The 19,254-nt window shown below is 69.4% G+C and carries 18 protein-coding genes and 1 pseudogene; 10 read left to right on the top strand and 9 right to left on the bottom strand.

The features are described 5' to 3' along the window. Positions 1 to 15 precede the first annotated feature (15 nt). The 5 genes from dapB to hrcA all read right to left on the bottom strand — a co-directional run bounded on the left by dapB (position 16) and on the right by hrcA (position 6,513). Complete coding sequence (gene dapB / locus WI697_RS01775) at positions 16 to 816, bottom strand: 4-hydroxy-tetrahydrodipicolinate reductase (RefSeq protein WP_296720387.1); 801 nt, start codon at positions 814 to 816, stop codon at positions 16 to 18. Between the two features lie 145 nt (positions 817 to 961). Beyond that, entirely contained in the window at positions 962 to 2,113 is a 1,152-nt protein-coding gene (gene dnaJ, locus WI697_RS01770) for a molecular chaperone DnaJ (protein WP_041605084.1), read from the bottom strand. 182 nt (positions 2,114 to 2,295) lie between these two features. After that, positions 2,296 to 4,224 carry a molecular chaperone DnaK gene (gene dnaK, locus WI697_RS01765; RefSeq protein WP_014746989.1) on the bottom strand — a complete coding sequence of 643 codons (1,929 nt, stop codon included), beginning with the start codon at positions 4,222 to 4,224 and terminating at the stop codon, positions 2,296 to 2,298. A 403-nt stretch (positions 4,225 to 4,627) separates the two neighbouring features. Beyond that, entirely contained in the window at positions 4,628 to 5,230 is a 603-nt protein-coding gene (gene grpE, locus WI697_RS01760; protein WP_296720363.1) for a nucleotide exchange factor GrpE, read from the bottom strand. 170 nt (positions 5,231 to 5,400) lie between these two features. Then, the gene (hrcA, locus tag WI697_RS01755) at positions 5,401 to 6,513 is read right to left on the bottom strand and encodes a heat-inducible transcriptional repressor HrcA (protein WP_231889477.1); all 1,113 of its coding nucleotides are present in this window, start codon (positions 6,511 to 6,513) and stop codon (positions 5,401 to 5,403) included. Between the two features lie 324 nt (positions 6,514 to 6,837). Here hrcA and rph point away from each other — a divergent pair. The 3 genes and pseudogenes from rph to hemW all read left to right on the top strand — a co-directional run. Further along, positions 6,838 to 7,545 (top strand): annotated as a pseudogene (rph, locus tag WI697_RS01750) (ribonuclease PH); the annotation flags it as partial. Positions 7,546 to 7,829: 284 nt separating this feature from the next. Then, the gene (rdgB, locus tag WI697_RS01745) at positions 7,830 to 8,441 is read left to right on the top strand and encodes an RdgB/HAM1 family non-canonical purine NTP pyrophosphatase (protein WP_062766896.1); all 612 of its coding nucleotides are present in this window, start codon (positions 7,830 to 7,832) and stop codon (positions 8,439 to 8,441) included. Positions 8,442 to 8,449: 8 nt separating this feature from the next. Beyond that, complete coding sequence (gene hemW, locus WI697_RS01740) at positions 8,450 to 9,649, top strand: radical SAM family heme chaperone HemW (protein WP_345957173.1); 1,200 nt, start codon at positions 8,450 to 8,452, stop codon at positions 9,647 to 9,649. 46 nt (positions 9,650 to 9,695) lie between these two features. On the opposite strand, the gene WI697_RS01735 is transcribed toward hemW, so the two are convergent. After that, complete coding sequence (locus WI697_RS01735) at positions 9,696 to 11,039, bottom strand: penicillin-binding protein activator (RefSeq protein WP_062766902.1); 1,344 nt, start codon at positions 11,037 to 11,039, stop codon at positions 9,696 to 9,698. Between the two features lie 365 nt (positions 11,040 to 11,404). Here WI697_RS01735 and rsmI point away from each other — a divergent pair, with 365 nt between their 5' ends. The 7 genes from rsmI to WI697_RS01700 all read left to right on the top strand — a co-directional run bounded on the left by rsmI (position 11,405) and on the right by WI697_RS01700 (position 16,470). Continuing rightward, on the top strand, positions 11,405 to 12,274 hold the full coding sequence (gene rsmI / locus WI697_RS01730; protein ID WP_345957172.1) for a 16S rRNA (cytidine(1402)-2'-O)-methyltransferase: 870 nt from the start codon (positions 11,405 to 11,407) through the stop codon (positions 12,272 to 12,274). Continuing rightward, positions 12,271 to 12,675: a YraN family protein gene (locus WI697_RS01725; protein WP_296720380.1), complete on the top strand. Its 405-nt coding sequence runs from the start codon at positions 12,271 to 12,273 to the stop codon at positions 12,673 to 12,675. The genes rsmI and WI697_RS01725 overlap by 4 nt, the downstream gene beginning before the upstream one ends. A gap of 91 nt (positions 12,676 to 12,766) precedes the next feature. After that, complete coding sequence (locus WI697_RS01720) at positions 12,767 to 13,390, top strand: BON domain-containing protein (protein ID WP_062766907.1); 624 nt, start codon at positions 12,767 to 12,769, stop codon at positions 13,388 to 13,390. Next, a complete protein-coding gene (locus WI697_RS01715) occupies positions 13,387 to 14,268 on the top strand; it encodes a SirB1 family protein (RefSeq protein WP_062766910.1) in 882 nt (293 codons plus the stop codon). Before WI697_RS01720 ends, WI697_RS01715 begins: the two co-directional genes overlap by 4 nt. Before the next feature lie 157 nt (positions 14,269 to 14,425). Next, entirely contained in the window at positions 14,426 to 15,367 is a 942-nt protein-coding gene (gshB, locus tag WI697_RS01710) for a glutathione synthase (RefSeq protein ID WP_062766913.1), read from the top strand. A 19-nt stretch (positions 15,368 to 15,386) separates the two neighbouring features. Then, positions 15,387 to 15,740 carry an arsenate reductase (glutaredoxin) gene (gene arsC, locus WI697_RS01705; protein ID WP_062766916.1) on the top strand — a complete coding sequence of 118 codons (354 nt, stop codon included), beginning with the start codon at positions 15,387 to 15,389 and terminating at the stop codon, positions 15,738 to 15,740. Between the two features lie 184 nt (positions 15,741 to 15,924). Further along, positions 15,925 to 16,470, top strand: coding sequence for a helix-turn-helix domain-containing protein (locus WI697_RS01700; RefSeq protein ID WP_062766919.1), 546 nt, complete (start codon positions 15,925 to 15,927; stop codon positions 16,468 to 16,470). 24 nt (positions 16,471 to 16,494) lie between these two features. Here WI697_RS01700 and fghA read toward each other — a convergent pair whose 3' ends face one another. The 3 genes from fghA to WI697_RS01685 form a co-directional block, all read right to left on the bottom strand. Next, on the bottom strand, positions 16,495 to 17,349 hold the full coding sequence (fghA, locus tag WI697_RS01695; RefSeq protein WP_345957171.1) for an S-formylglutathione hydrolase: 855 nt from the start codon (positions 17,347 to 17,349) through the stop codon (positions 16,495 to 16,497). Positions 17,350 to 17,368: 19 nt separating this feature from the next. Beyond that, positions 17,369 to 18,481, bottom strand: a complete 1,113-nt coding sequence (locus tag WI697_RS01690) for an S-(hydroxymethyl)glutathione dehydrogenase/class III alcohol dehydrogenase (protein ID WP_345957169.1) — start codon at positions 18,479 to 18,481, stop codon at positions 17,369 to 17,371. Positions 18,482 to 18,547: 66 nt separating this feature from the next. Beyond that, a complete protein-coding gene (locus WI697_RS01685; protein WP_014746973.1) occupies positions 18,548 to 19,249 on the bottom strand; it encodes a GntR family transcriptional regulator in 702 nt (233 codons plus the stop codon). Between the last annotated feature and the right edge of the window lie 5 nt (positions 19,250 to 19,254).

The following is a 19,254-nucleotide window of genomic DNA, read 5'->3' as shown; positions in this document are numbered from 1 at the left end:
CTCAGCGCCCCCGCCTCAACGCAGATTCAGCACGTCGCGCATGTCGTAGAGCCCCGGCGCCCGCCCGGCGACCCAGAGCGCCGACTTGACCGCCCCACGGGCAAAGGTCTCGCGCGACGAGGCGCGATGGCCCAGTTCCAGGCGCTCGCCATCGGTCGCGAAGATGACCTGATGGTCGCCGACCACATCGCCGCCCCGCAGCGCCGACATTCCGATCGCGCCACGCCTGCGCGGCCCGGTCAGGCCGTCACGTCCGCGATCCGCCACATCGTCGAGCGAGACCTCGCGGCCACGGGCGGCCGCGCGTGCCAGGCCAAGCGCCGTGCCCGAAGGCGCATCGACCTTGTGGCGGTGATGCATTTCGACGATCTCGATGTCGTAATCCGCATCGAGCCGCGCCGCCGCCTGCTCCACCAGATGCATGAGCAGCGTGACGCCCAGCGACATGTTGGGCGCATAAACCATCGGCACCGCCCGGGCGGCATCGGCCAGCACGGCTTCGTCTTCCGCCGACAGGCCCGTGGTACCGATGACGAGGGCGGTGTTGCTGCCGGCAGCCAGGCGGGCATGGGCGGTGGTGGCGGCGGGCCGGGTGAAGTCGATCACCACATCGGCAGCCGCGAACAGCACCGCCGGATCGTCACCGACGGCGATGCCCAGCGGGTCGACACCGGCAAACCGGCCCAGATCCTGGCCGACTTCGTCGCTGCCGGGCCGCTCGGTGCCGCCCGCGATGCGGCAGCCCGGGGTTGTGGCGATGGCAGCCAGCAAGGTGCGTCCCATCCGGCCGGCACAGCCGACCACGCCGATCGCGATCCCGCTCGCGCTCATCTTCCGGTCCTTTCGAGACATCCGACACGAAAAAGGGGCACAGCCGCTTCAATACGGCTGCGCCCCTTTTCCTACCGCGTTTCAGGCCCCCGCGAAAGCCGATCCCGGCCCGCCCGAGGCTGAGATCGGCTCAATCGGTCAGATCCGACCACAGCTCCTTCACCTTGGCGAAGAAACCCTCGGACTGCGGGCTGGACGAGGTGCCGCCTTCCGATCCCTCGCGCTCGAACTCTTCAAGCAGCTCCCGCTGACGGGCCGAGAGATTGACCGGCGTCTCGACATTGATGATGACATACATGTCGCCGCGCCCGCCGCGTCCCTGAACCGAGGGCATGCCCTTCGAACGCAGCCGGAACTGGTGGCCCGACTGGGTGCCGGCGGGGATGTTGAGCCGCACCCGCGCCCCTTCCAGCGTCGGCACCTCGACCGTGCCGCCGAGGGCCGCCCGGGTCATGGGGATCGGCACCCGGCACGACACGTCGACCCCGTCGCGCTGGAACACCGGATGCGGCGCCACCGCAAGGAAGATGTAGAGATCGCCCGGCGGCCCGCCACGAACCCCGGCCTCGCCCTCGCCCGACAGGCGGATGCGCATGCCGTCCTCGACACCGGCCGGGATGTTGACCGCCAGCGTCTTGTCGCGACGCACGCGGCCCGCGCCACCGCAATTCTTGCACGGGTCCTTGATCACCCGGCCGACGCCGTGGCAGGCGGGACAGGTGCGTTCGATGGTGAAGAAGCCCTGGGTCGCGCGGACCTTGCCGTGGCCGTTACAGGTCGGGCAGGTCACGGGCTGGGTGCCCTCGGCCGCCCCCGAACCGTCGCAGACCTCGCAGGTCGCCGAAGCGGGAACGGTGATCTCGGTCTGCTTGCCGTTGAAGGCATCCTCGAGCGTGATCTCGAGGTCGAAGCGCATATCGGCGCCGCGGGATCCGCCGCCCCGGCCACCGCCGCGGCCGCCGCCCATGAACTCGCCGAAGATGTCCTCGAAGACATCGGCGAAGGACGAGCCGAAATCGAAGCCGCGGGGGCCACCGCGACCGCCGCCCATGCCCGCCTCGAAGGCGGCATGGCCGAACTGGTCATAAGCCTGACGCTTCTTCGGGTCCTTCAGGACCTCGTAGGCCTCGTTGATTTCCTTGAAGCGCTGTTCCGCTTCGGCGTCACCCGGATTGCGGTCCGGGTGATACTGCATCGCCAGCTTGCGGAATGCCTTCTTGAGCGTCGCTTCGTCGGCGTCTCGCGCAACGCCGAGCATCTCGTAGTAATCGGCCTTCGCCATGGTCGTGGACTGTACCTTGAGCCGGGGCATCCGCGCGCCTGCCGTGGCGGACGCCTCTGCCGGTGCCTTCGATCATGGGCGCGCGCACGAGAACCGGACCCCCGCGCAGCTCCCTCTGAAAACGACCGTGGGCGACCGGCGCCTCGTCGGCACCGACCGCCCCCGGGAACGGGTGGCGGGCCTCAGGCCCGGCCGCCCTTGTCGTCCTTCACTTCCTCGAAGTCGGCATCGACGACACCGTCATCGGCCGCCCCGGCTGCACCGGCGCCGGCACCCGGGCCCGAAGCGGTCGGGCCATCGCCCTGCTCGCCGGCCTTGTACATCGCCTCGCCAAGCTTCATCGCCGCCATCGACAGCGCCTCGGTCTTGGCCTTGATGTCGTCGGCATCGTCGCCGTTGAGCGCAGCCTTGAGCGCGGTCACCGCATCTTCGATCGCCGTCCGGTCCTCGGCGCCGATCTTGTCGCCGTGCTCCTTCAGGCTCTTCTCGGTGGAATGCACCAGACCGTCGGCGTGGTTGCGGGCCTCGACCAGCTCCTTGCGCTTCTTGTCCTCGGCGGCATTCGCCTCGGCTTCCTTGACCATCCGCTCGATCTCGGCATCGGACAGACCGCCCGAGGCCTGAATGCGGATCGCCTGCTCCTTGCCGGTCGCCTTGTCCTTGGCCGACACATTGACCAGGCCGTTGGCGTCGATGTCGAAGGTCACCTCGACCTGCGGCACGCCGCGCGGCGCCGGCGGAATGCCGACCAGATCGAACTGGCCGAGCAGCTTGTTGTCCGCCGCCATCTCGCGCTCGCCCTGGAAGACCCGGATGGTCACCGCCGTCTGGTTGTCGTCGGCGGTGGAGAACACCTGGCTCTTCTTGGTCGGGATGGTGGTGTTGCGCTCGATCAGCTTGGTCATCACGCCGCCCAGCGTCTCGATGCCCAGCGACAGCGGGGTCACGTCGAGCAGCAGAACGTCCTTGACCTCACCCTTCAGCACGGCGGCCTGGATGGCGGCGCCGATGGCGACCACCTCGTCCGGGTTGACGCCGCGATGGGGTTCGCGACCGAAGAACTCCTTCACCTTCTCGATGACCTTGGGCATGCGGGTCTGGCCACCGACCAGCACGACCTCGTCGATCTCGCCGGCGGTGAGGCCCGCATCCTTCAGCGCCTTGCGGCAGGGCTCGATGGTGCGCTCGACCAGGTCCGCCACCAGGGCTTCCAGCTTGGCGCGGGTCACCTTGATCGCAAGATGCTTCGGGCCGGTCTGGTCGGCGGTGATGAAGGGCAGGTTGACCTCGGTCTGCATGCCGCTGGACAGCTCGATCTTGGCCTTCTCGGCGGCTTCCTTCAGCCGCTGCAGGGCCAGACGGTCGCTGCGCAGGTCGATGCCGTTCTCCTTCTTGAACTCGTCGGCGAGGTAATCGACGATCCGCATGTCGAAGTCTTCGCCGCCGAGGAAGGTGTCGCCATTGGTCGACTTCACCTCGAACACGCCGTCGCCGATCTCCAGGATCGACACGTCGAAGGTGCCGCCGCCCAGGTCGTAGACCGCGATGGTCTTGCCGTCGTTCTTCTCAAGGCCATAGGCGAGCGCCGCCGCCGTCGGCTCGTTGATGATGCGCAGCACCTCGAGCCCGGCGATCTTGCCGGCATCCTTGGTCGCCTGGCGCTGGCTGTCGTTGAAGTAGGCCGGAACCGTGATGACCGCCTGGGTGACGGTCTCACCCAGATAGGCCTCGGCGGTCTCCTTCATCTTCTTCAGGATCTGCGCGCTGATCTGGCTCGGAGACTGCTTCTTGCCGCGCACCTCGACCCAGGCGTCGCCATTGTCCGCCTTGACGATCCGGTAGGGCACCATCTTGGCGTCCTTCTGGGTCGTCGGGTCGTTGAAGGTCCGGCCGATCAGGCGCTTGACCGCGAAGACGGTGTTCTCGGGGTTGGTGACCGCCTGGCGCTTTGCCGGCTGGCCGACCAGAATTTCGTCATCCTCGGTGAAGGCCACCATCGAGGGCGTCGTGCGTGCACCTTCGCTGTTCTCGATGACCTTGGCGTTCTTGCCGTCCATGATCGCGACGCAAGAGTTGGTGGTGCCCAGGTCGATGCCGATGACTTTGCTCATGGGTTCGGTCTCTCTCAGGTAGCGGGCGCCGACGGCCCTGATCAGAGCGGCGCCGACGGCCCCCCCGTTTCCATGCGTGAATGGGTGGAAGGGTCCAGGCAGATGACGGAACGATGCCCAATTTCGCCCCGACATCTGCGGTCGAGCGTCATATAGGGAAGCCCGGGCGGGGGCGCAACCATGGGGGCGTCTCAGAAATGCTGCGACATGTCGCGCATGGCGGCCCGGCCACGCCCCAGCCCGACCACGCCCCGGCCCGGTCACACCGTGTCGGCCCCCCGAGCACGACGACGGCCCGCCCACCGCCGGTCGCTCAAGGGGCCGGCAGGCGGAACGGGCCTCGGATGTCGCGGCCGACCTTACCCGGCGTCGGCCCGAATGCGGGGTCAGGCCGAATGCGGGGTCAGGCCGAGGTATCGACCCGGCTGCCCGGGGTCTCGGGCGCGGGCGCACCTTCCTTCGGGCCGCCGCGCGAGACGGCGACCATGGCCGGGCGCAGCAGGCGATCGGCGATCACATAGCCGGTCTGGAGAACCTGGACCACGGTGCCGGCCGGCTTCGTGCGGTCCTCGACCTCCATCATCGCCTGATGAAGCTTGCTGTCGAAGCGCTCACCCAGCGGGTCGACACGGCGGATGCCGTGGGTCTCCAGCGTCTGGCGGAAGGACGACAGGGTCATGTCCACACCCTGGGCCAGCTGGTCGACCAGCGGATCGCCACCGCGCTTCTCAGGGGGGACCGCCTGGGCGGCACGCTCCAGATTGTCCGAGACGGCGAGCACGTCGCGGGCGAATTTCGTCACCGCATACTTGCCGGCATCCTCCACCTCGCGCTGGGCGCGGCGGCGCAGGTTTTCCATGTCGGCCAGCGCGCGCAGATGCTGGTCGCGGATCTGTGCCAGCTCCGCCTCAAGCGCCTGGATCCGGGCCTCAGGGCTCTCGGCTGCAGCGGTCTCAGGGCTGGCCTCGGCCTCGGTACCCTCGGGCGTCTGGTTCTGGTCGGTCATCTCAAGCCTGCTCCATCGTCTTCTCGTTCGAACCCGCGGCCCGGGCCGCCCGCTTCGGGGCCTGCCCCGGCCACGCTCCGCAGATGCCCGGGCCGGACAGTCCCGCCCCGGCCGGGGCATCCGTCGCCATGGGGGCCGATCGGTGGTCGGGGCCATTCTGCCCCAGACCGTCAGCCGATCAACCGCCCGATCAGTTTTGCCGTGTAATCCACCACCGGCACGATCCGGGCATAGTTCACCCGGGTGGGCCCGATCACGCCGATCGCACCCACATAGCGCCGGTTCTGGTCGGTCAGCGGTGCCGCGATCACGGAACAGCCGCTCAGGCCGAAAAGCGCGCTCTCCGACCCGATGAAGATCTGGACCCCTTCCGCCCGCTGGCTTTCGTTCAGCAGGCGCAGGATGTCCTTCTTGGTCTCCAGCGCCTCCATCAGCCGGCGGATGCGCTCGATATCCGACAGCGCCGAAACATTGTCGAGCAGCCGCGACTGGCCGCTGACGATCAGCAGCCCGTCGTCATGGCCGCCCGACCAGGTCGCCAGCCCCTGCTCCACCACCCGGGCGGTCAGGGTGTCGATCTCGGCCGAGTTACGGGCGATTTCGTCACCGATCAGCTGGCGGGCCTCGTCCATGGTGCGGCCGCGCAGCCGCGCGCTCAGATAATTGCCGGCCTCGATCAGCTTGGCCGGCGGCAGGCCAGGGGGCAGCGGCATCACCCGGTTCTCGACCATGCCGTTCTCGTCGACCAGGATCACCAGGGCCCGGTTTTCCGACAGCGGCACGAATTCCACATGCTTCAGCCCGGCTTCGCTCTTGGGGGCGATCACCAGCCCAACGCAGCGCGACATCTCGGCGACCACGCCGCTCGCCTCGGTCAGGACCTGGGCCATGCTGCGGCCGGCACCGTTGCACTGGCTGTCGATCGCCCGGCGCTCGTCATCGGACAGGTCGCCGATCTCGAGCAGGCCATCGACGAACAGTCGCAGCCCGATATCGGTCGGCAGCCGCCCGGCCGAGGTATGCGGCGCATAAAGCAGCCCGCTTTCCTCAAGATCGGCCATCACGTTGCGGATGGTGGCGGGCGACAGGCTGCTGCCCAGCCGGCGGGCGATGGTCCGCGAGGCGACCGGCTCGCCGGTCTCGACGAAGGCGTCGACCACATGGCGGAACACCTCGCGTGAGCGCTCGTTCAGCTGCTGGAAGGCGCGCGGCGGCCCGCCGAAGCCTTCCAGGGCTTCGAGCGCCTGACGGTCGACATTCTCCCGATCATTCGCGCGCGACATGGATCTGATCCGCTCCACCTTGACCCTCCGCTGACGGTCCGACGTCGATGACGGTCCGACCGGCCGGGATGGCCGTCCGAGCCGGTATGTAAGAGGGGGGCCTTCGACCGTCAACTCTAGGACATGGCGCGGGCCGGGGCATAGTGCGGCGACGGTCTGCCGACATTGCAAGCCCGGGCCCGAGCGCGTAGCTTTACCAGCCAGCCGGCCGGTACGACACCGCAACCATGTTCCGCACCGTCCGCCCCTCCCGATCCGTTATCCGGGGTGATGCACCCGCATCGCCCGCTGCCGAGGCCTCGTCTCCCCATGCGTCAGTCTCCGATGCGCCTGTCCGGCCGTGCCGTCGATGCGCTCCGCGTCATCCGGTTCGAACCGATGGTGAACAAATATGCCGAGGGCTCGTGCCTGGTTCATTTCGGCGACACCAAGGTGCTGGTGACGGCGACGGTGGAAGAGAAGGTGCCGCCCTTCCTGCGCAACACCGGCAAGGGCTGGGTGACCGCGGAATACGGCATGCTGCCGCGCGCGACCCACAGCCGCACCGATCGCGAGGCCGCCAAGGGCAAGCAGCAGGGCCGCACGGTCGAGATTCAGCGCCTGATCGGCCGCAGCCTGCGCGCGGTCGTCGACATGCAGAAGCTGGGTGAGCGCCAGATCCGGGTCGATGCCGACGTCATCCAGGCCGATGGCGGCACCCGTACCGCCTCGATCACCGGCGGCTATGTCGCCCTGTGGCTGGCGCTGCAGAAGCTGGTGGCGACGCGGGATCTGACCGAACATCCGATCACCCGGGCAGTGGCGGCCATCTCGTGTGGCCTGGTCGACGGCGAGGCCGTGCTCGATCTCGATTATGACGAGGACAGCCGCGCCGAGGCCGATGCCAATTTCGTGCTGGCCGAAGGCGGGGGCATCGTCGAGGTCCAGGCGACCGCCGAGGCCGACCCGTTCTCGCCCACCCAGTTCCGCCGCCTGGTCGAACTGGCCGAAATCGGCACGGCACGGCTGTTCGAGCTGCAGAAAGAGGCGATCATCGCCGCCATGGAAGGCCGGCCCGACCTCGCCACCCCGCCGCCGCTGTCCCCCGAGCAGCTGGCCCAGCAGCAGAAGGCGCAGAAACAGGGCAGCGGCAAGCCGGGCGGCGGCAACCGCAGTGCCGGTGGCGGCAAGGGCGGTGGCGGCAAGGGCGGCGGCAACAATGGCGGCGGCGGCCGCGCGCCCGATCGCGACCGCAATCAGCAGGGACGGCCGCTCGGCACCCTGGGCGATGCGCTGGCGGCCGCCCAGCGCAAGGACCGCTGACCGGAGAGCTTCGGATGACCAGCCCCCATCGTCGTTTTACCGAGGACCGCCTCGTCATCGCCAGCCACAACAAGGGCAAGGTGGTGGAGATCCGCGAGCTGCTGGAGCCCTTCGGCGTGGATGTGGTCTCGGCCGGCGACCTCGGCCTGCCCGAGCCCGAAGAGACCGGCCTGACCTTCATCGACAATGCCGTGCTCAAGGCGCGGGCTGCAGCCGAGGCCTCGGGCCTGCCCGCCCTCGCGGACGACAGCGGCATGACCGTCGAGGCGCTGGACGGGGCACCCGGCATCTATTCCGCGCGCTGGGCCGGCCCATCCAAGGATTTCGCCGTGGCGATCGAACTGGTCCGCACCCGGATGGGCGACGACCCCAACCGCCGGGGTGCCTTCGTATGCGCCCTGGCGCTGGCCTGGCCGGACGGCGCGGTGGAAACCTTCGAGGGCGTCATCCAGGGACATCTGGAATTCCCGCCCCGTGGCAGCAACGGCTTCGGCTACGACCCGATCTTCGTGCCCGAAGGCGACAGCCGCACGTTCGGCGAGTTCGAGCCGGCAGAGAAGCATGCGATCAGCCACCGCGCCATCGCCTTCCGCCAGCTGGTCCGCGCCTGTTTCGAACCTGACTGACCCCCGGGATGACCACCGCCGCCACCGAACCGCTCGCGCTCTACGTCCACTGGCCGTTCTGCGTCTCCAAATGCCCCTATTGCGACTTCAACAGCCATGTGCGGGAGAAGATCGACGGGCCCCGCTGGGAACGCGCCCTGCTGACCGAGCTGGAAGACGAAGCCCGACGGCTGGGGCCGCGGCCGCTGGGGTCGATTTTCTTCGGCGGCGGCACGCCCTCGCTGATGGACCCCGCCACCACCGGCCGGATCATCGAGCGGGCCCGCGCCCTGTTTCCGGCCGGGGGCGCGCCTGAAATCAGCCTGGAGGCCAACCCGACCACGGTGGAGTCCGCCAGGCTCAAGGACTTCCGCGCGGCCGGCGTGGAACGGCTGTCGATCGGCGTCCAGGCGCTGGACGAGGCTGCGCTGAAGGCGCTGGGGCGGGCGCATGGCCTGGCCGAGGCGCTGGATGCCATCGGCCAGGCCCGCGAGATCTTCCCGCGCATGTCCTTCGACCTGATCTATGCCCGGCCGGGCCAGACCATGGCCGCCTGGATGGCGGAGCTTGACCGCGCGGTCGGCCTGGCTGCCGACCATCTGTCGCTCTATCAGCTGACCATCGAGCCGGGCACCGCCTTCCACACCCGCCATGCCCGCGGGGAACTGGTCCTGCCCGAGGATGACGAGGCGGCGGATCTCTACGAGGCGACGACCGCGCGGCTGGCCGCTGCGGGGCTGCCTGCCTACGAGGTGTCGAACCACGCCCGGCCGGGATTCGAATGCCGCCACAATCTCGCCTACTGGACCTATGCCGACTATGCCGGCATCGGGCCCGGCGCCCATGGCCGGGTGCCGACGGGTCCGGACGGCCGGCGCGAAGCCACCCGGCGGGCGCGGGCGCCCGAAACCTGGCTCGATCTGGTCGATGCCCATGGTCACGGTCGCGATGAAGCCGTGGTCGTGGGGCAGGCACGGGCGGCGGAAGAGGCGCTGATGATGGGGCTCCGGCTCGATGCCGGCATCGACCCCGCCGTCTTCGAGCGCCGGACCGGCGTGGCGCTGCGCGATGCGGTGGATGCCACCCGCCTTGCCCAGGCGGTGGAGGGCGGCTTCGTCGCCGGGCGCACCGACCGGCTGGTGGCGACGCCCGCCGGCCGGCTGGTGCTGGGAGCGCTGACCGCCCATCTGCTCGCCGACGATCTGGACGAGCGGTTTCCCGAGGCCTGACTGCTTCCCGAGGACTGACTGCTTCCCGGGGCCTGACGGCGCGCGGTCAGCGCGCCGGCGGCACAGACGCGCCAGACGTAGAACCGGTGAGGCCCTGCGGTGCCGCACCACTTGCGGCGCCGGTCGCCGCGCCGGTGGTACCGGTGGCCTGCGTCGCGCCGGTGGTGGGCGGCACGCCAGTGGTGGGGGTTCCCCCGGTGGTGGGCGGCACGCTGGATGCCGCCGGCTGGGTGGGGGCGGCAAGCGGGTTGGACCGGATCACGCCCTCCCCGGGGCGCGCACCGGCGGTGAAGCGCTGGGCCGCCGGATCGAGCAGTTCGCCGCCGGTCGCCGTCACCTGATAGATGGCGAGCGCATGTTCGGCCGCGCCCTTTTGATCGAAGCGGAACAGGCCGTTCACGCCGGCAAACCCGTCAGGATTGTCGAGTTCGCGCGCCAGCTGACCCTTGCGGCCCAGCACCGCGGCAAGGGCGGTCGCATCATAGGACAGCCCCGCCAGCGCCGGCGGCTGCGCGCCGAACAGCGCGCTGAAGCGGCGCACGAAACTGTCCCAGGCGCCGCGGTCGGGGGCGGCATACCAGGCGCCCTGCAGGTTCTGGTCGCGGCCGACCGGCTGGTCCATCCAGAGGGCGGTGCCCAGGATCTGCGCCTCGCCCGCATCGATGCCGTAATAGGGCAACAGGCTGGCGATGCCGCGCAGCCGCTCGCCGGTCTCGGCCAGCAACAGGCTGTCGAAGGGGGGCGTCTGCTGCCCGCCCGACAGGCGCCGGACGGCATCCTGCGCATCGGATCCGGGGTCGGAATAGCGCACGATATCGACCAGTTCGGCCCCGGTGCGGGCCACCGCCTTGCGGTAGCTTTCGGCCAGCCGATCCCCATAGGCGCCATAGGGCAGCAGGGCGGCAAAGCGGCTCTTGCCCTGCTGGACGGCATAGTCCACCACCCTTTCGACCTGCACCTCGGGCGCCAGCCCGATCAGATGCACGCCCGGGCGAAGTGCCGAGGTGTCGTTCGAGAAGGCGACGACCGGCACCTGACGGGGGGCGGCGACCTCGGCCACCGCCGGCACGTTGCGGCCGTAGATCGGCCCGAGCAGCACGGTCGCGGCCTGGTTTTCGACCAGGTCGCGGGCCGCGGCGGCGCTCTGCTGAGGCTCGGCACCGCTGTCGCGGGGCAGCAGCACCACGTCATCGGCCTTCACATCCGCGAGCGCGAGCGTGGCGGCATCGATCATCGCCTGGCCGAAACCGGCCTGGGGGCCGGTCATCGGCACCAGCAGACCGACACGGAGCGCACCCGGCGGCAGGTCGAGCGGGCTTTCCGGCACCGCCGGCTTCGGCGGCTGCTGGGGCAGAACCTGCACCGGCTGCTGGGGCTGCTGCGGCTGCACTTGTGCCGGAGGCGCCGGCGGCTCTACCCTCTGGCTCTGACAGGCGGCAAGCACGAGCATCGCCGCGAGAGGCAAGAGACGCAATGACGACGCGCGCGAGCGACGAAGCAGGCGGTAGAGCGGGCCGGGTTCAGCCGGACGGACACGGGACCGGTCAGTTTTCACGGGATCGGATCTCATCGGATGTCGTTGCGGCAGAGGCCGGCCCGGCGGACCACGAAAGCGGCCACGGCCCGGACTGCGGCGACCAGGGTGGCGATCAGAGTAATGGCAGCCCCGGCCCGAGACAACACGCGGACGACCCCGAGGGCGAGGCGGGCCTGCCGCCGCGCCCGGGCCGGCGGATCGATCCGGGCCTGTATGCGGTGGCGACGCCGATCGGCAATCTGGGCGACATGACCCCGCGCGCCCTGGATGTGCTGGGCCAGGCCGACCTTGTGCTGTGCGAGGATACCCGCACCACCGGCCGGCTGCTGGGCCATTGGGGCGTCAGGGCGAAGCTCGCCCCCTATCACGAGCACAATGCCGCCCGCATGCGCCCCGAGGTGCTGCGCCGGCTGGAGGCGGGGGAGCGGATCGCGCTCGTCTCGGATGCCGGGACGCCGCTGGTGTCGGACCCCGGCTACAAGCTGGTGCGCGAGGCCGCAGGCGCCGGCCACCAGGTCCGTGCCCTACCGGGGGCTTCGGCCCTGACCGCGGCGCTGTCGATCGCGGGCCTGCCGACCGACCGGGTGCTGTTCCTGGGGTTTCCGCCGGCGAAGCCCGGCGAACGCCGCAGCAGCTTTGCAGGCCTGGCCCACGAGCCGGCGACGCTGGTGTTCTATGAAAGCCCCAACCGCATCGCCCGCACCCTGACCGAGCTGGCCGAGGCGCTGGGCCCCCGTCAGGCGGCGGTCGCACGGGAACTCACCAAGCTTTATGAAGAGGTCGTCCGCGGCCCCCTGCCCGAGCTTGCCGCCCGCTTCGAGGCGACACCGCCGCGCGGCGAGATCGTGCTGCTGATCGAAGGCCATCGGACACCGGCACGCGAGGCGGCCGGGGAAGGCGACGCCCTGCCCGCCGGCGGGGCGCTGGATGCGGCCGCGGTGGAGAAGCTGCTGCCGCCGCTGGTCAAGGCGCTGGGCGCCAACCGGGCGGCCAGGCTGCTGGCGGAGCTGACCGGCGCGCCGCGCAAGGCCTTCTATGCCCGCGCCGTGGCGCTGACCGGCGACGACGATGCAGAGGGCGAGGGGTGAGCGGCGGCGGCACGCGCAGCCCCCGGATCGCCCGGGGCCGGTCGTCGGAACGTGCCGGCCGGCGGGCGGAGGCGCTGGCGGCACTTCGCCTGCGGCTCACCGGCTGGCGGATCCTGGCCCGGCGGCTGAAGACACCCGCGGGCGAGATCGATATCCTGGCCCGGCGCGGGCGGATGCTCGCCGTCGTCGAGGTCAAGCGCCGCCCGGATCGGGCAACCGCCGGCGAGGCGGTGCTGCCGGCCCAGCGCCGCCGTCTGGCCCGCGCCGCCGACTGGGTGCTGGCGCGCGGTGAGACGCTGGGGGCCGGCGGTGTCGAAGGCCTGCGCTTCGACCTGATCTGGGTCGACCGGCTGGGCCTGCCCCATCATCTGCCCGATGCCTGGCGCCCCGACGGATCCTGACCCGGCTGCACCAGATGGCGCAGTGCCCGCAGCCGGTGCTAGGATGCGCGCGCCGTTCAACGTCCTGACGTCACCCCCGACGACCGAGCCCATGACCGAGCTTTTTTCCCGGACCACCCCTCTCCGCCGCCTGGCCGTGCCGCTTGTGGCGATCGCCCTGGCCGGCCTGCTTCAAGCCTGCGCCGCCGCCGTGGCCACCGGCGGTGCCACCGCCGTTTCGGCCGCCGCGGATGAACGTGGCATCGGCGGCGTGGTGTCGGATGCCGATATCCGCGCCGGCATCGCCCGGCGTTACTTCGAGCGCCAGGTCGACGAGCTTTACCGCCCGGTGCACATCCAGGTCAATCAGGGCCGGGTTCTGCTGACCGGCCGGGTGGCCACCCAGACCTGGAAGTCGGAAGCGGTGAGCATCGCGCGGGGCGTTCCGGGCGTCACGCAGGTGATGGACGAGATCCGCGTGGTGGGGGAAGGTGACCTCGGCGACTACGCACGTGACACATGGCTCACCACAAAGGTCCGGGCCGCGCTGCTGGCCGACGAGGCGGTCAATTCGTTCAACTACAATATCGAGGTCTCGGGCGCCGTGGTCTATCTGATCGGGCTGGCGGCCAGCGATGCGGAACATGCCCGGGCCGTGGAGATCGCCCGCGGCATTTCAGGGGTGAAGCGGGTGGTATCCTATGTCGAGGTCAAGCGCCCGGGAGCCGGAGGATGAGCGCGGGCGCCCCATCGGAGCGGGCGGCCATCGCCCGCAGGCTGGAGGCCGTCGGCCGGCTGGATGACGATGCGATCCCGATCGCGGAGACCGCATTGCTGCTCTCGGCACTCGACCATCCGACGGCCGATCCTGCAAAGGCGCGGGCCCTGCTGGAAGAGATGTCGCTGGCGGCCGAAACCGAGGCCATGGCCCGCGGGCTGAAGACCGGGGTCGATGCCGCCGATGCCGATGACGGCGCCCGCGACCGGGCGGTGCTGATCGCCGATATCCTTCACGGCCGCTATGGCTTCGACGGCGACGACGAGACCTATGACCACGACGACAATGCCAGCCTGGCCCGGGTGCTGGAGCGCCGCCGCGGCCTGCCGGTGGCCCTGGGCGTGCTGGCCATGCATCTGGGCGAAACGCTGGGCTGGCCGGTCGTTGGGGTCAATTTTCCCGCCCATTTCCTGATCCGCGTGGAAGGCGGCATGGACCGGGTGCTGGTCGATCCCTTCGATCGCGGACGGGTGGTGGAAACTTCGGATCTGCGCGCGCTGCTGAAGCAGGTGGCAGGCGACACCGCAGAGCTGGAACCCGAGCATTATCGGGCGGTGGACCGGCGGGCGGTGCTGCTGCGCCTGCAGAACAATCTGAAGATCCGGGCCGCCGGCCGGGGCGAGCTGGACCGCGCCCGCGACGTGCTGGCCCGCATGCTGCTGATTGCGCCCACCGACTGGGCGCTGTGGTACGAGCTGGGGCTGATGCGCGCCCGGCTGGGCGAGCAGCTGGGCGCCGTTCAGGCCCTGGAGGTCTTCGCCGCCAACACCACCGCCGAGGAACCCCGCAGGCGGGCCCTCACCCTGGTCGAACGGCTGCGCGCCGAGCTGAATTGAGCGGTGGTCCCGTCACGGACCATCTTCCGCCCCGCCCGGATCCACGCTGTCCATCTTCCGCCCCGCCCGGATCCACGCTGTCCATCTTCCGCCCCGCCCGGATCCACCCCATATCGGCCGCCACAGGCTTCATCCGCGCTGAGGAGTTTCCCGTCCCATGAGCCTTGCCGTTGCGGTCCAGATGGACCCGATCCAGTCGATCGACATCAATGCCGACAGCACCTTCGCCCTGATGCTGGAGGCCGAGCGCCGCGGGCACAGCCTGTTCTACTACCTGCCCCGCGATCTGGCGCTGCGCGACGGCCGGGTCACCGCCCGCGGCCACGAGGTCACCGTGCGCCGCATGGCCGGCGATCATTTCCGCCTGGGAGCGCTGGAGCTGCGCGACCTGACCACCATGGACGTCGTGCTGCTCCGCCAGGATCCGCCCTTCGACATGGCCTATATCACCACCACCCATATCCTGGAGCACGTCCATCCGAAAACGCTGGTGGTGAACGACCCGCAGTCGGTGCGCAATGCGCCGGAAAAGCTGCTGGTGACCCATTATCCCGAGCTGGCACCGCCCACCCTGATCACCGCCGATGTCCAGGCCCTGCGCGATTTCCGGGCCGAGCACCGCGACATCATCCTGAAGCCGCTCTACGGCAATGGCGGCGCGGCGGTGTTCCGCATCCGCCCGGACGACGAGAACTTCAACAGCGCGATCGAGGTGTTCAGCCGGCTGGGCCGCGAGCCGATCATCGCCCAGCGCTATCTGTCCGACGTGCGCAAGGGCGACAAGCGCATCATCCTGGTCGATGGCGAACCGCTGGGCGCCATCAACCGCGTGCCGGCCGAGGGAGAGGCCCGGTCGAACATGCATGTCGGCGGCCGCCCCGAACCCACGGCGCTGACAGCCCGCGAGCGCGAGATCTGCGAGGCGATCGGCCCGGAACTGCGCCGGCAGGGGCTGATCTTCGTCGGTATCGACGTGATCGGCGACTATCTGACCGAGATCAACGTCACCTCGCCCACCGGCCTGCAGGAGATCGAGCGCTTCGACGGCACCAATCTCGCCGCGGCGATCTGGGATGCCATCGAAGCGAAGCGCAGCTGAACCGGAACGGATATCCATCATGACCACCGACGAGATCGTGATCTGGCACAACCCGCGCTGCTCCAAGTCGCGTGCGGCCCTGGAACGGATCGAGGCCCGCGGCCTGGCACCGCGCGTGGTGCGCTATCTGGACACCCCGCCCCCGGCCGAAGAAATCGCCCGCGTCGCCGCGGCGGTGGGTGGGGCCAGGGCCTTGATCCGCAAGGCCGAACCCGAATACAAGGGGCTTGGCCTGGACGATCCGGCGAAGGACGACGCCGCCCTCGTCGCCGCCATGGCCGCAACGCCGCGGCTGATCGAGCGCCCGGTGGTGCTGCGTGGCGGCCACGCTGTGGTCGGCCGCCCCACCGAGGCCATCGACGCCCTGCTCTGAGCCGGCGACACCATGGCGGCCGCGCCTCCCCCCGGCCGCCATACACCGCCGGTCGAATTATCACAACATGGCACACGCCTTGCTTTGTATCTCGCATGGCGATTGATATGTAGCGCGATCCTCACGAAATGTGCTTCAATCTGAGGTGGAAGCACGATCGCATTCTGCCGACGGGAGGACGTGGATGGAGCTGCTGTATTCCGGCACGACCGTTTTGTGGGACGCCGATGGCCTGTGGGAAGACGATGGCGACGATCTGGCGCCGTCGTCACGTCCACGGCGCGGAAAGGTCGCGGAGGAGGTTTTCGCAGCGGCGGTCGGCCGACGGATCCGCACCATCCGCAGGGCGCGTGGACTGACCCAGCAGCGCTGCGCAGCGGCGCTCGGCATCAGTTTTCAGCAACTTCAGAAGTACGAAAAGGGCCGCAACCGCATCGCGGCCAGCACCCTTGTCCTGCTGGCGGAGGTTCTGGAGGTGGCGCCGTCGGCCCTGCTGGACGATACCACCGATCCGATGACGGTACCGCCGCGCCGCCGCACGCCCGAGCGCAGCGAACCGGACCTGCCCCGGATCGAGGCTGTGTCACATCCGCTGGCCCGGCGGGCGATCGCCGACCTGATCCGGGCGCTGACCGATCCCGACGCCCCGGCGCATCCCGACAAGAGCCATCGGGAGAAGGATGGGGATGGGGACGACAACGGGGATGGAGATGGGCCGGGCGAGAGGTGATCCCGCCCGGCCAGATCGGGGATATCAGTCCCTGAGTGCCGCCGCATGCCAGCGGAGATGGTCTTCCATGAAGCTGGCAATGAAGTAATAGCTGTGGTCATAGCCGTCGCGCCGGTTGAGCGTCAGCGGCTGGCCCGCCGCATTGCAGGCGGCTTCCAGCAGGTCGGGCTTCAGCTGGCTGGCGACGAACCCGTCGGCCATGCCCTGGTCGACCAGGATATGCGGGCAGCGGGCACCGTCTTCGATCAGGGCGACGGTGTCATGGGCCCGCCAGCGGCTGCGATCGGGCCCCAGATAGCCGCCCAGCGCCTTTTCGCCCCAGGGGCAGTTCAGCGGCGACACGATCGGCGCAAAGGCCGAGACCGAGCGGAACCGACCGGGATGGCGCAGCGCGATGGTCAGCGCACCATGCCCGCCCATCGAATGCCCCATGATGCCCTGGGCATTCATATCGGCCGGGAAGGCCCCGGCGATCAGCTGCGGCAGCTCGTCCGAGATGTAAGAGAACATCCGGTAGTTGCGCGCCCAGGGGGCTTCGGTGGCGTCGACATAAAAGCCGGCCCCCAGACCGAAATCCCAGGCCCCCTCCGGATCGTCGGGCACCGTCTCGCCGCCGTCGTCCACCCCGCGCGGGCTGGTATCGGGGGCGACCAGCATCAGCCCCAGCGCCGCAGCCATGCGCTGGGCACCGGCCTTGACGGTGAAGTTCTCTTCCGTGCAGGTCAGCCCCGACAGGAACCAGACCACCGGCACCGGCCCCTGCTCTGCCTGCGGCGGCACGAAGACCGAGAACCGCATGCGGGTGCGGGTCTCGGCCGACGCATGGGCATAGATCCCCTGGGTACCGCCGAAGCAGCGGCTGGTGGAGATCGTCTCCATGTCTTTCACGATCATCGGATCAGTAGACCACGACCGAGCGGATCGACTTGCCTTCATGCATCAGATCGAAGCCATGATTGATCTGATCCAGCGGCATGACATCGGTGATCAGTTCGTCGATGCGGATCTTGCCCTGCATGTACCAGTCGACGATCTTCGGCACGTCGGTCCGGCCGCGGGCACCACCAAAGGCCGAGCCGCGCCAGACCCGGCCGGTGACCAGCTGGAAGGGACGGGTGGAGATTTCCTGCCCCGCCTCGGCCACACCGATGATGATCGACTGGCCCCAGCCGCGATGGCAGCATTCCAGGGCCTGACGCATCACGGTGGTGTTGCCGGTGCAGTCGAAGGAGTAGTCGACGCCGCCGCCGGTCAGATCGGTGATCGCCTGCACGACCCTGTCGGCACCGACCTCCTTGGGGTTGATGAAGTGGGTCATGCCGAACGCCTCGGCCATCGCCCGTTTCGCCGGGTTGATGTCGACGCCGATGATCCGGTCGGCGCCGACCATCTTCGCGCCCTGGATCACGTTCAGGCCGATGCCGCCCAGGCCGAACACGGCCACATCGGCACCCGCTTCCACCTTGGCGGTATAGAGCACGGCACCGATGCCGGTGGTGACGCCGCAGCCGATATAGCAGACCTTGTCGAAGGGCGCGTCCTCGCGGATCTTCGCAACCGCGATCTCGGGCATCACGGTGAAGTTCGAGAAGGTCGAGCAGCCCATATAGTGGTAGATCGGCTGGCCCTTGAGCGAGAAACGGCTGGTGCCGTCGGGCATCAGCCCTTTGCCCTGAGTGGCACGGATCGCGGTGCACAGATTGGACTTCTGCGACAGGCAGGTCTTGCACTGGCGGCATTCGGGCGTGTAGAGCGGGATCACATGATCACCGGGCTTCACCGAGGTGACGCCGGCACCGACCTCGCGGACGATGCCCGCGCCCTCGTGCCCCAGGATGCTGGGGAACACGCCCTCGCTGTCCTTGCCCGACAGCGTATAGGCATCGGTATGGCAGATGCCGGTGGCCATGATCTCGACCAGAACCTCGCCCTCTTTCGGACCTTCCAGGTCGAGCTCGACGATCTCGAGCGGCGTGTTCGGCGCGAACGCGACGGCGGCGCGGGTCTTCATCCGGTCTCTCCTCGGGCGGCTGCACGGGGGAGCCGGGCAGGCGGCCCCCATGCGGCGTGGTCAGGCTTACATTCTGAATTCGACGGCATCGAACCGCCAGTATTCATGGTCGATCTCGATGACATTGCCCACCTCGTCGACCTTGATGCGGCGGATGTACACCCCCGGCGCACCCGGGGCCAGTGCCAGAACCTCGAGCACCTCTCCGGCCAGCCGCACGGGGCGGACCAGAAGATTGCGCTGGCGGGGCCGGATGCCGAAATCCTCTTCCCAGACCTCGGTGGTGGAGCGTCCACGCCATTGCGTATCGGCGACCGGCCCGAGGCGGGGGTTGTAGAAGGTTTCCTCGACATAGACCCGCACCCCGTCGAGCGCCCCCCAGGCGAAGGTGCGCAGCAGCGGCGTGCCGGGCGGAAGCCGCATCGCCCGGGCCTCGGGCCCGGGGGCGGGCACCATGTCGCGCTGCAGCGACTGCCAGCCCGGATCCCGCCCCTGGTCGCGGGCGGCGCGGGCGAAGTTGACATGGTTGACCGGGTCGAAGGCCAGGCGGGGCGGGGTGGCGAACCAGCCCCGGCGATCCAGCCGCATCACCCGCCCTTCGCCTTCCAGCGCCATCAGGGCATGGCGGACGAGATTGCGGTCCAGCAGGAGCTGGCGCGCCAGATCCCGTTCCGAGGGCAGCTTGTCCCCGGGCCGCCAGCGGCCCTCGTCCAGCCCGTCGCTCAGATGGGTTTTGGCCTTGAGATAGATCGGGTCGCGCAGGGTCATCCGCT

The sequence above is a fragment of the Tistrella mobilis genome, assembly GCF_039634785.1.
Classification (GTDB): Bacteria; Pseudomonadota; Alphaproteobacteria; order Tistrellales; family Tistrellaceae; genus Tistrella; species Tistrella mobilis.
The sequence above is the reverse complement of the archived record's forward strand: the minus strand, read 5'-3'. Positions and strand labels throughout refer to the sequence as shown.